This is a genomic window from Oxalobacter vibrioformis (assembly GCF_027118995.1).
GTDB classification, from domain to species: Bacteria; Pseudomonadota; Gammaproteobacteria; order Burkholderiales; family Burkholderiaceae_D; genus Oxalobacter; species Oxalobacter vibrioformis.
This window is the reverse complement of sequence record NZ_CP098242.1, coordinates 125680-140780: the sequence shown is the minus strand read 5'-3', so window position 1 is coordinate 140780 and position 15101 is coordinate 125680. Positions and strand designations below refer to the sequence as shown.

The 15101-nt window shown below is 53.9% G+C and carries 15 protein-coding genes and 4 pseudogenes; 10 read left to right on the top strand and 9 right to left on the bottom strand.

Annotation, left to right across the window (positions count from 1 at the left end):
* Positions 1-32: 32 nt before the first annotated feature.
* Together NB640_RS13105 and NB640_RS13100 are read left to right on the top strand one after the other, a co-directional pair.
* Positions 33-209, top strand: coding sequence for an IS3 family transposase (locus NB640_RS13105; protein ID WP_456299712.1), 177 nt, complete (start codon positions 33-35; stop codon positions 207-209).
* Positions 199-408, top strand: a pseudogene (locus NB640_RS13100) (integrase core domain-containing protein); the annotation flags it as partial. The gene NB640_RS13105 and the pseudogene NB640_RS13100, both read left to right, overlap by 11 nt.
* Positions 409-720: 312 nt before the next feature.
* On the opposite strand, the gene NB640_RS00775 reads toward NB640_RS13100, so the two are convergent.
* Entirely contained in the window at positions 721-1107 is a 387-nt protein-coding gene (locus tag NB640_RS00775) for a hypothetical protein (protein ID WP_269309240.1), read from the bottom strand.
* Positions 1108-1276: 169 nt separating this feature from the next.
* Here NB640_RS00775 and NB640_RS00770 point away from each other — a divergent pair, with 169 nt between their 5' ends.
* The 6 genes from NB640_RS00770 (at position 1277) to NB640_RS00745 (ending at position 6973) form a co-directional block, all read left to right on the top strand.
* A complete protein-coding gene (locus tag NB640_RS00770) occupies positions 1277-1870 on the top strand; it encodes an SMI1/KNR4 family protein (protein ID WP_269309239.1) in 594 nt (197 codons plus the stop codon).
* 200 nt (positions 1871-2070) lie between these two features.
* Positions 2071-4923 carry a tetratricopeptide repeat protein gene (locus tag NB640_RS00765; protein WP_269309238.1) on the top strand — a complete coding sequence of 951 codons (2853 nt, stop codon included), beginning with the start codon at positions 2071-2073 and terminating at the stop codon, positions 4921-4923.
* Entirely contained in the window at positions 4923-5606 is a 684-nt protein-coding gene (locus tag NB640_RS00760) for a tetratricopeptide repeat protein (RefSeq protein ID WP_269309237.1), read from the top strand. Before NB640_RS00765 ends, NB640_RS00760 begins: the two co-directional genes overlap by 1 nt.
* Positions 5607-5657: 51 nt before the next feature.
* Positions 5658-5993 carry a hypothetical protein gene (locus NB640_RS00755; protein ID WP_269309236.1) on the top strand — a complete coding sequence of 112 codons (336 nt, stop codon included), beginning with the start codon at positions 5658-5660 and terminating at the stop codon, positions 5991-5993.
* The gene (locus NB640_RS00750) at positions 5947-6789 is read left to right on the top strand and encodes an amidohydrolase family protein (RefSeq protein WP_269309235.1); all 843 of its coding nucleotides are present in this window, start codon (positions 5947-5949) and stop codon (positions 6787-6789) included. Before NB640_RS00755 ends, NB640_RS00750 begins: the two co-directional genes overlap by 47 nt.
* Before the next feature lie 10 nt (positions 6790-6799).
* Positions 6800-6973, top strand: a complete 174-nt coding sequence (locus tag NB640_RS00745) for a hypothetical protein (protein WP_269309234.1) — start codon at positions 6800-6802, stop codon at positions 6971-6973.
* A 58-nt stretch (positions 6974-7031) separates the two neighbouring features.
* Here the strand turns inward: NB640_RS00745 and NB640_RS00740 are convergent, their stop codons facing one another.
* The 3 genes from NB640_RS00740 to NB640_RS00730 all read right to left on the bottom strand — a co-directional run bounded on the left by NB640_RS00740 (position 7032) and on the right by NB640_RS00730 (position 8716).
* A complete protein-coding gene (locus NB640_RS00740) occupies positions 7032-7223 on the bottom strand; it encodes a hypothetical protein (RefSeq protein ID WP_269309232.1) in 192 nt (63 codons plus the stop codon).
* Between the two features lies 1 nt (position 7224).
* Positions 7225-8283, bottom strand: coding sequence for a tetratricopeptide repeat protein (locus tag NB640_RS00735; RefSeq protein ID WP_269309231.1), 1059 nt, complete (start codon positions 8281-8283; stop codon positions 7225-7227).
* 142 nt (positions 8284-8425) lie between these two features.
* Positions 8426-8716, bottom strand: a complete 291-nt coding sequence (locus NB640_RS00730) for a putative quinol monooxygenase (protein WP_269309230.1) — start codon at positions 8714-8716, stop codon at positions 8426-8428.
* 420 nt (positions 8717-9136) lie between these two features.
* Here NB640_RS00730 and NB640_RS00725 point away from each other — a divergent pair, with 420 nt between their 5' ends.
* Positions 9137-9706: an AAA family ATPase gene (locus tag NB640_RS00725; protein ID WP_269309229.1), complete on the top strand. Its 570-nt coding sequence runs from the start codon at positions 9137-9139 to the stop codon at positions 9704-9706.
* An 82-nt stretch (positions 9707-9788) separates the two neighbouring features.
* Here the strand turns inward: NB640_RS00725 and NB640_RS00720 are convergent.
* The 3 genes and pseudogenes from NB640_RS00720 to rfbC form a co-directional block, all read right to left on the bottom strand.
* Positions 9789-10964, bottom strand: a pseudogene (locus NB640_RS00720) (IS3 family transposase).
* A 245-nt stretch (positions 10965-11209) separates the two neighbouring features.
* Positions 11210-11464 (bottom strand): hypothetical protein, encoded by a 255-nt coding sequence (locus tag NB640_RS00715; protein ID WP_269309228.1) that lies wholly within the window; start codon positions 11462-11464, stop codon positions 11210-11212.
* Between the two features lie 30 nt (positions 11465-11494).
* Positions 11495-12043, bottom strand: coding sequence for a dTDP-4-dehydrorhamnose 3,5-epimerase (gene rfbC / locus NB640_RS00710; RefSeq protein WP_269309227.1), 549 nt, complete (start codon positions 12041-12043; stop codon positions 11495-11497).
* A gap of 160 nt (positions 12044-12203) precedes the next feature.
* On the opposite strand from rfbC, the pseudogene rfbB reads away from it, so the two are divergent.
* A pseudogene (gene rfbB / locus NB640_RS00705) lies at positions 12204-13263 on the top strand (dTDP-glucose 4,6-dehydratase).
* A 39-nt stretch (positions 13264-13302) separates the two neighbouring features.
* On the opposite strand, the pseudogene NB640_RS00700 reads toward rfbB, so the two are convergent.
* A pseudogene (locus NB640_RS00700) lies at positions 13303-13704 on the bottom strand (transposase); the annotation flags it as partial.
* A 263-nt stretch (positions 13705-13967) separates the two neighbouring features.
* A protein-coding gene (locus NB640_RS00690; RefSeq protein WP_269309226.1) for an IS3 family transposase occupies positions 13968-15100 on the bottom strand; the annotation gives its coding sequence in 2 pieces (ribosomal slippage) (positions 13968-14848 and positions 14848-15100; 1134 coding nt in all).
* Between the last annotated feature and the right edge of the window lies 1 nt (position 15101).

Sequence of the window (15101 nt, the reverse complement as noted above, 5' to 3'; positions counted from 1 at the left end):
AACACTGCCGCCGTCACTATCCCATCCGGCTGATGTGCCGTTGCCTGAATATTTCGCCAGGCGGTTACTATGCGTGGAAATCGCGAGTATCCAGTGCACGCCAGCAGGACAACCAGAGGCTTGGCAAACACATAAAAGCCTTGCATCAGCAAAGCGATGGGGTCATGGGAAGTCCGCGTATCTGGAAAGCCTTGCGCCACCAGCGATGAATATCAGCATTTTTTAAAGCAACACAATCTCATTTGCAGCATGAGCGCCGTTGGCAGTTGTGCAGACAATGCCGCAGCGGAGCGCTTCTTTGGCCCGCTGAAACGGGAACGGGTTAACAGGCGTGTTTACAGATCTTGCGCGCAGGCCAGATCGGATATCTTCGACTACATCCAATGCTTTTATAAACCACTGAAGCGACTGAAAATGAAACCAGATAAACTCGTCTCTTAACCTAACCTTCCATTAAATCGGGGAAAAACCCGGCACTAAGGCGAAGCGCCGAATCGGGAATCCCCCGCTGTGTGGGGGATGAGAAGTCCGCACGGCACTTTTGCGTTACTTTTTGCTGCCGGGCCAGTGAGGTAAGAACGAGCAAAGCGAGGATAAAAAGATCGTTGCTGTGGGTCAACCAGCCACCTTATGAATGGAAATCGAGGATCAATCCAATCGCAGCAAACAACACCCGCGAAGGGTAACAAGCCAAACGCGCCTGCTGTTGCGCTACGGTTTTTAATCGCCGTCAAAAAGCAGGCCGTTTCCCTGATACTCGGCTTTGTCGATGAGGGCATCAAAGCGCTCGAGGAAGGAGGAGAAGGCGTTTTTGCTCACAGGCTCGTAGAGGTCTTTTTCGACAGGTTTCAGTTGGCGGCCAATGAATTGTTCCCAGGTGGCGGGGTTGGACCTGATGCGTGTGCGTACGTCGGCAATCAGCTTTCTCAGATGGACAAATTCCTGTGCCTGCATGCGCATGCTGCCGTAGAGGTCAATATAGCGGCCGGTGGTTTTCAGCATGGCCTCGATTTCCGGGTACATGGCCCAGTAATAGACTTCGTGCTCGAAGATGAGCATGTCGTCTTTTTCGTAAGAATCGGCGTCAATCAGGATGGTAAGAGCCATAGCTGCGTCTATGAGAAAAAATGAAAAGGGATTGTTGCATAATTTTCCTGGAAGCCCAATACCTGTTGAGAGGGCGTGAAAAGGGGCTGAGAGCGGGGGCTTTTCTGTTATTCTTATGCCTTGTGTAAGGTAACGCAGTGTCATACAACAGGAATACAGACTGAGGAATATGGGACGTTTTGCAGATCTGATCAGGCAGCATGTCAGCCGCTATGACCATCTTGGCACAGAGACCGCATCCAATGGTGCTGTACGCACAGGGTATGTGAAGCATATTCCCGGTGGTGCCTGGCTGCATGCCACTTTCCCGCCGCTAAACGAGGAAAAAATCGGGCGGATGGTACAGTTGATCCGTCGCAGGCTACCGCAGGAGCTTCGCGAGTTTTACCTTGATGCCAATGGTTTTAACTACATGCTTGATACCTTTGTGGTTACCGGCCTGCCCGAAGGCAATGTACGTGCACCCAATGCCCCGCCCATGCCTTACCATATCGAGACGCTGGACAAGCAGGAGCGACCCCGTGATGCCAAGGCGGATATGGTGTTTTTCGGGGCGTATGACTATGATCTTTCCCGCATCTACATGCGAGAAAATGATTCCCGCGTGTTTTACTGTACCTATGATTCGGCTGAACCGATCGGTGAATGGCCCTCGTTTTACGATTGCCTGTCGAGTGAATTTGCACGGATTGACAGGTTGCGTGACAAAAATGGTGAGCGTTTTGACCTGGAGGGTTCCCCTTTGCCGTTTGGCCGTAAGTAGGGGATGCCGTCACCCGGCAATGTCCCGTATGCTGTTTGGAACAAGGCAAAACGTAGCGCTTTTGGTAAAATCACATCGTCATGCCATGCCTTTTGGTGGAGGAGGCGGCTTTTTTTCCGCATGGCAAAAGTTTATGGCATGATGTAATCTGCATACAGGGGAAAGGCATGCGTCGCCATGCCAGTCAATGAGGGCGTCGGGTGGACGATAAAGATTTCAAACAGGCGATGAAATGGTACCGGCGAGCGCCGGTAACTCATGTTGCCCCTGACTCCGGCAGTCTGGTTTCCCCACAGAAGAAAGATGTCACCCAGCGGGAAAAAGCCCGTGTCTGGTTTCCGCGCCCTGCGGCGTGTTCCATGGGCGTGAAACCCGGTAGCCAATCCGAAGATGAGACAAAACAGGATAGCGCGTATGGTGCGCTGGCTGTTTATCGTGAAAAGCATGTGAGGGTACACGGGCCGGCAGAGAAGGTGGATCAGCCCGAATCCATGAATGCACCGGAGGTACCGCTTGCCGATACCATGACAGAAGATAATCCGCCCCATGATGTGGACTATACGGTTGTCAGCGATGAGGACGAACCTTTGCAGCTTGGCATGTCGGCTGACGGCGCGGCGCCCGCAGGCAGCGGGGAGGCCGATGATCCTTTTGCAGGCATGATTGCATCGGTACAGACCGGTATTTCAGGCATGCTGGCAGAAAAACCGACAGCGGACGAGATGCTGGCTGCCGGGGATGGTGATGATGGTGACGCGGAAGATGACGATGAGGTTGCTGAGGCGCTGACCGGACTGAGTGAAGAAGAGCGGGCAGAGATTGCCGGTTTTGACCTTTCCCTGCTGAAAGAGGATGAAGAAGCGGCAGCTGCAGCAGAAGTGATGGCAGCGCTGAGTGAGGAAGAACTGGCGGAGATTGCCGGTTTTGATCCAACTCTTCTCCTTGAAGACGATGAGGAGGCGGCTTCACTGTCAGACGAGACGGAAGCCCTGGCGCAAAGTGATGAGGAGACAACCGGAGAGGTGTTGGAGGAAGACGCGCCTGAAGCACAAGCGGATGATACTGCTGATACAGCGCCGGAAACGGCAATCCCGGAAGCCAGTGCTTTTGAGGCGGCGGCCGAGGCAGCCCTGATGGATACCCTGATTGCGGATGAAGCGGCAGCGCAGGCAGAAGAGACAGAGGCAGCAGAATCCCCCGTGACAGAAGCGGATGATATTGCTGACGTGGCGCAGGAAGCGGCACTTCCGGAAGCAGATGCCTTTGAGGTGGTGGCGGAGGCAGTGCTGATGGATGCGCTGATTGCAGATGAGGCGACAGCGCAGGCAGAAGAAGTTGAGATGCCGGAAGTGCCGCTGGCGAAAGCGGCAGCAGAAATAGAAAGTGCCGATGCCGTATCTGATGAGATGGTGATTGGTGAAGCATCCGGCTTTGATGCGCTCGTTGAGGAGGCAGAAGAGGAAGCGCGGGAAGAGGCTGTGCTTGATCCGGAACCGGATGTGCTGTCCGATGCGGAAGAAGCGATGACCGCACGGGAAGTTGATCTTGAGGAAGCCCTGTCTGCGATAGAAGCAGTTGATCCGGCGACAGCCGAGGATATCCTTGCTGAGGTAATGCCAGAGGTTGTGGAAGAACAGCCGGTTGCTGAAGAAGCGGTTGCCGAAGCGGCAGAAGCAGAAGCAGAGACAGAGACAGAGACAGAGACAGAGACAGAGACAGAGACAGAGACAGAGACAGAGACAGAGACAGAGACAGAGACAGAGACAGAGACAGAGACAGAGACAGAGACAGAGACAGAGACAGAGACAGAGACAGAGACAGAGACAGAGACAGAGACAGAGACAGAGACAGAGACAGAGACAGAGACAGAGACAGAGACAGAGACAGAGACAGAGACAGAGACAGAGACAGAGACAGAGACAGAGACAGAGACAGGGACAGTGGAAGCGGAGGCGTCACCTGATGAGATGGTGATTGGCGAAGCATCCGGCTTTGATGCGCTTGTGGAGGAGGCAGAGGAGGAAGCGCAGGAAGAGGTTGTGCTTGAAGGGGTGCCTGATCCGGAACCGGATGCGCTGTCCGATGCGGAAGTGGTCGTAACGGCACAGGATGTCGATCTTGAGGAAGCGGTTTCAGAGGAAACGGCGGCTGCTGCAGAGGAGGCCGAAGCGTCAGGCGAGGCGGATTTTGATCCGGTGACAGCCGAGGATATCCTTGCCGAGGTGATGCCGGAGGCTGCGGAAGAACAGCTGGTTGCCGAAGAAGCGGTTGCCGAAGCGGCAGAAGCAGAGACAGTGGAAGCGGAGGCGTCACCTGATGAGATGATGATTGGCGAAGCATCCGGCTTTGATGCGCTTGTTGAGGAGGCAGAGGAGCAGGCACGAGAGGAGGCTGCGCCTGATCCGGAAACTGCGCTGGCTGACGGTATCCTGATGGTTGAAGGGGAGACTCCGCCTGATTTTGAGGTGCCGCGTGTTCCTGTCCTGGATGAGATGACAACAGGCCCGGAAGTGGCGATACCGGAGGAGCAGGTATTTCGCGACAAGATCGAGACGCACCAGCGAAACAAGATGGCTTTTGCCGAGTACAAGGTTGCCGCAGCGTATGCGCGGGAGGATACCCAGGCCAGCCGTCTTGAAGCGTTGAAATGGTATACGCGCGCGGCGGAAAACGGCCATGCGGTGTCCCAGTTCAATCTGGGGAATATTTATTATGCCGGGCGTGGCGTAGCGCAGGATTACACACTGGCGGCAGACTGGTATGAGCTGGCGGCTGCGCAGGGCGTGGCCCGTGCGCAGGACAATCTGGGCCTGATGTACTTCCATGGCCGCGGCAGGCCGGTAGAGCCGGAGATGGCGGTGTACTGGTTCCGTCAGGCGGCGATACAGGGCTATGCGCCGGCCCAGTATAAGCTGGCGATGCACCTGGAAGCCGGTGTCGGCACGGAGCCGGACCTGGAAGAAGCGCTGCACTGGTACAAGAAGGCGGCTTCCCAGGGGGATGCCAAGGCTAAAAAGGATGTTGCCCGCCTGATGGGGCAAAAAGAAGCGTGATGCGATACGGTTTTGCCGGGAAAGGTGAGGTGCTGCTACTGGCTTTTTGTCTCACGCTGGCAGGGATGGTGCAGGCCGGGCCGTATGAGGAAGGCAAACGCCACTATGATGCCGCCCGCTATGAGAAGGCGCTTTCGCCGCTGGAAGCGGCAGCAACCGATGGTAATAGGGAGGCGCAGTATCTGCTGGGGGTGATGACCATGGATGGCCTCGGGGTGGAGCAGGATGACAAGGCTGCTTTTTCTTGGCTGAAAAAGGCAGCGGAAAAAGGACATGCCGATTCACAGTATCTTCTGGGTACCCTTTATACCAACGCCCGGGGTGCTTTCCGTGACGATGTGGCGGCTGCCCGCTGGTACAAGAAAGCGGCGGACCAGGGGCATGTGGCCGCCATGTCTGCCATGGGGTACATTTATGTGGAAGGTTATGGCGTGCCGGAAGATTATGCCAAGGCAGCCGAATGGTATCGCCTGGCAGCCGTGAAGGGGGATTCTCTTGCACAGTACAATCTGGGCGTGGCGTATGCCGGTGGTTTTGGCGTCAAACGCAATCTGACGGAAGCCAGGAAATGGCTGGGCCTGTCTGCAAAACAGGGAAACCGCGATGCAGTAGAAATGCTGCGCCAGCTGGATAGTGAAAAAGAAGAAAAAACGCGGAAAAAAGATGAAAATAATAAAAAATAATGCAAAATAACAGATGATGTGTAAAGATAAGGGGCGGGGAGGGAGAGGTAAATGGCGACCCTGAACCAGATGATGATCCGCCTGGCAGCGCTGATGCTGGTCTGTGCTGCGGGTCTTTCCGGCTGTGCTGTCAGCGATACTGAAGACAACTATGAAAGTACCGGGTACCAGCGCGGTGGGGCTGTTGTCATCGTGCCGGATTCGATTGTGACAGAAAAGGGAGAACTCAAGGGTCGGGCTGTCCTGGTCAAAAGCGGTAAAATTGCCCAGATCGTGACGGCAGCCAATGCGCGCAAGCTGGCAAACCAGCACCGGGCAGCCCTTGTTCTGGCACCGGACCATGTTTTCTCCCGGCTTCATCAATGCCTATCATCAACTTTCCTATGACCATAAGGGGTCGCTGACGATACTGACCTGTCCCAAGGCGGAGTATGGCGACAAGGACCCGCGTCAGCGATATGACCAGCGCCAGGACCGGCTTTCTGGGTGCCGTCGTTTTACCCGGCTGCATTTTCACCAGGACAGGGATACTGAAACACTGGCCTTTAATGAATTGCGTCACCTGGTGGGGGCCACCAGCATGGTGGGACCGGACGGGGCTCCCGGATTTGTGCGCAATTTCGGGGTGGGTAATAATGAGGCGTTGCGCGAGGGCCTGAAATCCCGGCGGGTGATTGTCGACGCTTTTCCACTGGGCGATACCGGCTGCAAACACCAGGTGGGCAATGGGGATAAATATCCGACCCATCCGGACAAGGCAAGCGTGAAGGGCGCGGTGTATATCGCCCCGGTGGCGGCGGGCCTGGACCGGCAGGCCAGGAATGAGTATCTCAATCTTTCCAGTGACAAGGGCGGGCGTGTGAATATGCTGGGCAGGCATACCGGTTTTGTCCACCTGATGGCGCTTTTGCCGCAGGATGTGAAGGCGTTTGCCCAATCCGGCTCAACCAGCCTTCTGGGCGAACTGGCGGTGGTTTATGCCTTTAATGAAAACCTGCCAAAGAAAGCGGCGTTTTCCGACAGGGAAATATGGCGCATGGTGACGGCCAATCCAGCCCGGCTGCTGGATGTAAGCCGCCAGCTTGGGGATATACGCACCGGGATAGTGGCAGATCTGGCGCTTTTCAGAAAGCGGGAAAATATCTCGTACCGTTTATCATGTGGTGATAACGGCAGGTCTTGAGGAAGTGGACATGGTGATGCGGGACGGTATCCCGCTGTATGATCTCAGTTGCTGTGGCCAGCCGCTGAATGATTGTGACCGTGATGGCATGGCCAGTGGAACGGATAATGATGATTCCCTGTTTAACCCGCTTCGTCCTATCGATATAACAGCCGGGCGAGGGCGGCAGGTGAAAGCATGGTAGGGTGGGAAGGCCGTGGTTACGCGAAGGGTAACAAGCCAAATGCGCCACGCCGTCGCGCCTACGGCCTCTCCCGCTTCATCCATGACGGCTGTGCGGCCATCCTGTCAAGCAGCATGATATTTTCGCCTTTGGGACGGAGACCGTGCCGGTTGTTGTGCGTCCCTTTTTTAAGGGGCGTATCGGCATGAAAAACGCGTGTCAGCACGAGGGAAATGAAGTGGCAGCCGTCCTTGTTTTCCTGTTTTTGCATGTCAGTGCACTTTCCCGAGTTTTTCCTGTGCATCGTGGTTGCCCAGCGCGGCGGCCTTGCGGTACCAGTCAATTGCAATGGCCTTGTCCTGGCTGACCCCTTCGCCGGTTTCGTACATGGCGCCCAGCAGGTATTGGGCCGGGGTGTATCCTGTCACGGCGGCTTTCCGGAACCATTCAGCAGCGATTGTGCTGTCAACGGGTACGCCCTTTCCTTGCACATAGATGAGGCCGACATGGTACTGGGCTTCCGGCAGTCCCTGGTTGGCAGCCTTGAGGTACCAGGACAGAGATTGCGCCGCATCGTAAGATGCGCTGCCCTGGGCGCCGTAGATGGCGCCCAGGGCGTACTCTGCCTCGGACATGCTGTTTGCCGCGGCTTTTTCGAGCCACATGATGGCTGTGCCTACATCCTGCTCTACTCCGGTACCCTGGTAGTAGGCGATGCCGGTGTTGAACTGGCCGCTGGCGTTGCCTTCTTCTGCTGCCGTCCGGTACCACTCGGCAGCCATGCTGTCATTTTTTTCGGTGCCGACACCCATGGCGTACATGTTGCCAAGGGCGACAGCAGCATCGCTTTCGCCTTTGCCTGCGGCGATTTCAAACCAGCGAAAGGCGTCTGCATCGTTTTGGGGTACACCGCGCCCGGCAAGGGTCATGCCGCCCAGCGCAACCATGGCCTGGGCGTGGCCCTGGGCGGCGGCTTTGAGGTACCAGCTGTAAGCCTTGTTGTAGTCTTTGGGGACGCCCCAGCCATTGGCGTATTTTCTGCCCAGGTCAAACTGGGCATCGGGATAGCCCTGTGAGGCGGATTTGTGGCACCACTCGGCGGAGAGCTTGTGATCCTGTTTAGCACCGGATTTGCCGGTTTCATGGTAGTGGGCCAGAGTGTGCTGTGCCTGGGGGTCGCCCAGTGCCGCATTTTCCTCGGCGTCTGCCAGTGTCATGAGGTGGGTGTTGGGGATGTAGGTGCCTTTGGGCAGGGAAAGGTCTGCCGCACCAGCGGCAAGGGGCAGCGCCAGGGCAAGGCAAAGGGCACTGAAAAGGCGGGACATTTTCATGGCGTCTTCCGTGACAGGGAGGGTGAATGCAAATGATCGTCCCATACTTTGGAAGACGGGGTTTTGATGCATTCTCTGTTACAAGTGCGATGTCTTTTCCCTTTGCGTTATCGCAAAGGAGGTACCCTGCAAGGGGCGCTGATCAGTAAACGGTCTTGAGTACGGTAATGTCGAGGCTGTCGGTCTTGCCGCTGATGGCCTGGCCAAAGGTGGTAAAGTGCGGGCTGGCATTGTGCGTGTCGATGGCAGTCTGGTCTTTCCATTCCTCGAGTATGACGGTTTTGAGTGGATTGGCAATATCCTTGCAGATGAGGTAGGAAAGACAACCGGATTCTTTGCGGCTGGCGTCAGCCAGCGTCCGGATGGCGGTGTCGAGTGCCTGGGCGTGGTCGGCTTTGGCGGTAAGGGTGGCGACGATTTTCAGTGAAGACATGGGTATCCTTTTGATAAGGGGCTTAGGGCGTGTTAACACTAAACAACCTGCTGCAAAGCCGTTATGTTCCAAATGGCTGCGTTACCTCGAAAAATCTGGATTTGATGGTGATTGACCACGCCTGTACCCAGATTTTCCGATGCGTCTTGCCCTTTGAAACAAAACGACTTTTCGTGAACGGCGGTTAAATGTTAACACGCCCTGGATCAGGACTATTGTACTCCTGTGCTGATGCTGTTAGAGTCTGTAAACACTATCAGCATAGAAAGCTTTACCGACAAGTGTAAGGAAAATGGGGGCTTTTTTCACAAGCTACCGGTCTCAGGGCCGTGGTGAGGGTGATGACAATGCGGTGGTGATTTAAAAGAAAATGCCGGAAACAGTGAAACAACAAAAAACCTTGTTTATTAAAGGAAAATCATGATAACTCCAATCGTAACAATCACAGGCCCCTCTTGTTCTGGTAAGACATATCTCGAAAACTATATGTCTGAAAACGGTTTTGTCAGGCTGATTTCACACACCACGAGAAAACGAAGGGAGGGAGAAACAGACGAGGATTATTTTTTCGTGGAAAGCGCAGCGGAATTTGCCAAAATACCCATGGTGGAAACGATCCGGTTTGAAGGCAATATGTATGGTCTTTCTGTTGAGGAAGCAGATAAAAAGAAAAAGCTGGGAAAGCCCCTGGTATTGGGTGTTACCCCGTTAGGAAGACAGCAGATACAGGAATTCTGTACCGCCAATGAGGGGTGGCTGCATATCCCGGTATGGGTGTCTGCACCGACAGAAAAGCGAATCGCCCGGCTGGCACAAAGAAAAGATGAAAAGGATACCCGTCAACTGGAAGACAGGCTGCACACCATGCTCACAACAGAACATGAATGGTCTTCGGTGGAAGACGGGAAAGAGGTGTACGATCTGTGTTTTAACCGGTGGGGAAATCCTGCGCCGGTGGTCAGCATGATCAAGGATTTACTGGTGAAGTAACGGGGGAGGGTTTTGTAGTATCTGCTATCGGATGCTTTGTCCCGGGTGGTGGCTGTCCCGTCCTGAAATAGGTTGACGGATTTTATGAATCAAAGAACGCCTGATGCACGGCATCGGGCGTTTCATATTTTAAGCTGAGATGAGGACGTTTGTGATTGTAGACATCGACAGATTGCGCAATCATTTTTCTGGCCTCGTGAATATCTTTTGGTTTGTGAAGGAGAAATTCACTCTTGAGTGATGCCATTGACCCGCTCAGCCAGGGCATTCTGGTAGCAATCATAGCCATCTGTCATGGAACAGGTGACGTTGTGCCTGGCATGGAGGCTTTGGTATAGTGATGAACAGTACTGGATTCCCTTATCCGAATGATGAATCAGTGGCAGGTTGCTTTGCCGTTGTTTCAGCGCACGCTTTAAGGCTACGGCAACTTCTTCTGTCTGCAATGCCGGATGAACATGGTATCCCACGATCTTTCTGGAATAGGCATCTGTTACCAGACTCAGGTAGACAAACCGCTCCCGTGTCGGGATATACGTAATATCAGCTACCCAGACTTCTTCAGGACGGCGGATTATCCGGCGAGATGCTCCGTTTAGCAGATTCGGATGTCTACGGAAACGGTGATGACTATAGGTCGTCTTGTGATACGCCCGGCGATTGGGAACAAGTAGCCTTGCCTGTTTTAACAGGTCAAACAGGGCGTCCCGTCCCACAAGGATGCCCTCCGGCTTGAGCATGGCGTAGAGTTTTCTGGTGCCAGGCCTGGGCTGAATCATCCGTTCATGGCGAACTCGCTTTAGAATCTGTTCTCCCAGAGCCTCTTTACGTAATTCCCGCGCTTTTCTCTGGTAACAGGCCTGGCGGCTGATGCCGACAAACCGGCAGGCTTGCGCTATGCTTTTTTGACAGCTTTACTCCATACTCTGTCTTGATAATGTCCGGCATGGATTCAAACAGCTGTGCTTTGAGATTGGCTTCCTTGAGTTCTTGCTCAAGTTCTTTGATCCGCTGTTCCGGTGTCTGTGGGCGCTTTTCGGAATCCATAATGTTTCTCTTGAGACCGGATCTCCCCAGTTTATGCCAATTCATCCGTCCGTGCTTGCGTAACCAGACTAAGACGGTTGATCTGCCCTGGATGCCATAGCGCTCCTGCGCCTCTTTTGCTGTCATTTCCCCTTTTTTCAACCTGCTCTACAACGGTCAGTTTAAAAGCCATTGTGTAATCCCGCTGGGTGCGTTTAACCCAATCTCCCATTGACTTCTCCTTTCAAGTGGAAAAAAGTGTCATGAATCCCCCGCACAGCGGGGGACGAGAAGTCCGCACGGCACTTTTGGGTTACTTTTTGTCTGTACATGCCGGGCAAAAAGTAACCTGCCGCCGGTCAGCCACCCACCTTATGAGGATAAATAGAGGATTAATCTGATCGTAGAGTACCCACTACGCGTAGGGTAATAACAACAAAACGCGCCTGCCATCGCGTCACCACGACCCCTTACCCCTCAATGACAGTACTTCTCTCCTGTCTTCATGTCATGGTGGCAGCACAGGCCGCCGGATGAGCTATACTCCGTAAAGGAGCCGATACAGAATTTCATGCCGGTGTCGGGATCACGTGAGCAGGTGACGCCGCGTTTTTGGGGCGGTTTTTTCTCTGTCGTTTCCAGCTTTTTTTCAGGCTTGTCGCTGGCGGTAATGGCGGAAAACGGGCTGGTCAGCAGCAGGGTAGTAGCGAGTAAGGCAAGTGTCTTTTTCATGGGGCGTATCCTGTCGTGTTTTTTTGTCTCTTATCCGAATATTTCGGCCTCACCGAGTGATACCCCCTGCCTGTCTTTTTCCGAGAGAATGGGGGGTAACTCCCCGGGCCATGCGATGCCGATGGCGGGGTCATCCCAGGCGATGGTGCGTTCTGCTTCGGGTGCGTAGAATGCGGTGACCTTGTAGAGGCATTCGGCATTGTCAGTCAGTGCAAGGTAGCCGTGGGCGAAGCCTTCGGGTATCCACATCTGGCGGCCGTTTTCCGCAGAGAGGATTTCGCCTGTCCATTGGCCGAAGGTGGGGGAGGAGCGCCGCAGGTCAACGGCCACGTCAAAGATGGCACCGCGGGTTACCCGCACAAGCTTGCCCTGGGCATAAGGAGGGAGCTGGTAATGCAGGCCGCGCAGGACGCCTTTTTTTGAAAGGGCATGGTTATCCTGGACAAATGTTGCATAAATACCAATTGCCGATTCAAAATCCCTGCTGTTATAGCTTTCCAGGAAAAAGCCCCGCGAATCCCCGTGTTTTATGGGCTCGAGCATGATGACATCCGGCAGGGCGGTAGGGGATTTTTTCATGTTTTAACAGTAATTTTCATGTTTTATTGTGAAAGGGTATTGGCGAAAAGAAAGTTTTCGATACAATGAATACACAATAAAAACAAATGCCTCCTGATGTAAGCCTGCGTATTATACATATACACAGTGAAGAGGAGTTCCTGAACCTGGTGTGAGGGCCATGACGATTCTCGTGACCGGCGGTGCCGGATTTATCGGATCCAATTTTGTACTGGACTGGCTGGCGGCCTCGAATGAGCCGGTGGTAAATCTGGACAAGCTGACGTATGCCGGGCATCTGGAAAGCCTCAAGTCGATTGAAGATGATCCGCGCCATATTTTTGTCAAGGGTGATATCGGCGACATCGAGCTGGTGACTGATCTGCTGCATGAGCACAGAATCAGGGCTGTCATTAATCTGGCCGCAGAAACGCATGTGGATCGTTCGATCAGGCTGATGGAAGATTTTGTGCAGACCAATATCGTAGGGACGTCACATCTTCTGGAAGCCTGCCGGCAGTATTTTGCTGTAGCACGTGAAGAAAAGCGGATGCGTTTCCGTTTTCTGCATGTCTCGACAGATGAGGTGTTCGGGTCTTTGGAGGAAGCGGTGCCGGCATTTACGGAAAGCTCTCCTTATTCGCCCAGCAGTCCCTATGCAGCCAGCAAGGCAGCAGCAGACCATCTGGTTCGCTCGATGCACCGGACGCATGGGCTGCCGGCTATCACGACACGTTGCTCGAATAATTACGGCCCTTACCAGTACCCGGAAAAGCTGGTTCCGATCATGATCCACAATGCGCTTTCGGGAAAGCCGCTGCCGCTTTATGGTGATGGCATGCAGATCCGTGACTGGCTGCATGTGAAGGATCATTGCAGTGCGCTGCGTCTCGTGCTGGAGCGTGGGAAGATCGGCAGGACTTACAATATCGGCGGGCTGAACCAGAAACGCAATATCGAGGTGGTGATGTGCCTGTGCCGGATTCTTGATGAGCTGTGCCCGCGCGAAGGGGGGGGGCAGCTACAGTGCCCTGCTGAGTTTTGTAGCGGACAGGCCGGGGCATGACCGGCGTTATGCGATTGATGCAACCCGTATATGGGATGAGATGGGATGGGTGCCTTCGATACACTTTGAGACAGGCTTGAAAATGACAGTGGAATGGTATCTTGAAAATACTGCTTGGATAGAGAGAGTGTCTGACGAAAAATTCCACCAGTGGATTAAAAAACAGTATGCCTGACAGAAGACAGTGTCCCGTCCTGAAATAGGTTGACGGATTTTATGAATCAAAGAACGCCTGATGCACGGCATCGGGCGTTTTATATTTTAAGCTGAGATGAGGACGTTTGTGATTGTAGACATCGACAGATTGCGCAATCATTTTTCTGGCCTCGTGAATATCTTTTGGTTTGTGAAGGAGAAATTCACTCTTGAGGATGCCATTGACCCGCTCAGCCAGGGCATTCTGGTAGCAATCATAGCCATCCGTCATGGAACAGGTGACGTTGTGCCTGGCATGGAGGCTTTGGTATAGTGATGAACAGTACTGGATTCCCCTATCCGAATGATGAATCAGTGGCAGGTTGCTTTGCCGTTGTTTCAGCGCACGCTTGAAAGCGAGATGAACAAAAGCAGTGAAACGCTCGTGGCACCTGTCCCACCGGGTTATGGCCCGTTTGTATTTGTTGAGCCATGCAAACAGGCGCTCTATTTTCCAGCGTCTTTTGTAATGGCGCAATGCGCGGCCATCCTGGGTGGCAGGGCGCTTGCGGTTCTTCCTGTGAGGCGCAATCATTTCGACCCCGCCAAGAGAAGTGGCTCCGATTGTTTGGACAGGATTTTGTCCTGCTTAAGTGTGTTCCTTGCGGTTAAAGGGTTATCCACGGTGCCGCCTTCAGCAATAAAGGTGCTGGAGGCGAGTGCGGTGGGTAACCCGTTCATCACCTACGCTGCCATTTCCGGCTGGTGCAGGTTGTCATAGTAAAACCGATCCGGTGGTATGCCGTCAAGCGATTGGTGTGGCCGTTTCCGGTTATAAAAATCAAGATAGCGCCCGATCCCCTGTTTTACCGCGCTTACCGTGTCATAGGCACGCAGATAAATATCCTCATACTTGAGGGTTTTCCACAGGCGCTCAACAAACACGTTATCCCGCCAGGCACCCTTGCCATCCATGCTGATGGCAATCTGATGGGCTTTGAGCAGCTGCGTAAATTCCAGGCTGGTGAACTGACTGCCCTGGTCGGTATTGAAGATATCCGGCCTGCCATGGCGGTGGATTGCTTCCTCGAGTGCTTCGATACAGAAGTCCGCTGTCAGGGTGTTCGATATACGCCAGGACAGCACTTTGCGGCTGGCCCAATCCATCACGGCGAACAGATAAACAAACCCGCGTTTCATCGGAATATAGGTGATGTCTCCTGCCCACACATGATTGGGACGGGTGATCTCCAGATTGCGCAGCAGGTACGGATAAACCGGATGGGCCGGATGACGCCGACTGGTATTGGGCTTCCTGTAGATCGCCGATATCCCCATCTTCTTCATCAGCGTGCCAATGCGCTTTCTGCCAACTTCATACCCCTCAAAACGCAACAGGTCGCGCAGCATCCGGCTGCCCGCAAACGGATACTCAAGATGCAACTCGTCCATTCGGCGCATGAGAGCAAGGTCTTCCGGCCTTGTCTCACAGGATCGGTAGTAGGCCGTCGATCTGGAAAGTGACAATATCTGGCATTGCCGGACAACCGACAAGTTGTGGGTACGGTCTATCATTCTTTTGCGCTCAGCAATCCCGCCTTGGTGAGCGCGCCGCTTAAAAAATCGATTTCCAGCGCCTGTTGACCAATCTTGGCATGCAGTACCTTCAAATCCGGACCTGCCTTGCCAACGGGCTTCTTGCCTTCAAAAACATGGCCAGCGTTCTCTTGCAACTGTCGTTTCCATTCGGTGACCAGGTTGGGGTGAATTTCATACTGTTGTGCTATCTCGGCTATCGTCCTGTCTCCCCTGAGCGCCGCCAGCGCCACTTTGCCCTTGAATACGCTTGAATGGTTTCTTCTGCTTCTTTTGCTCATG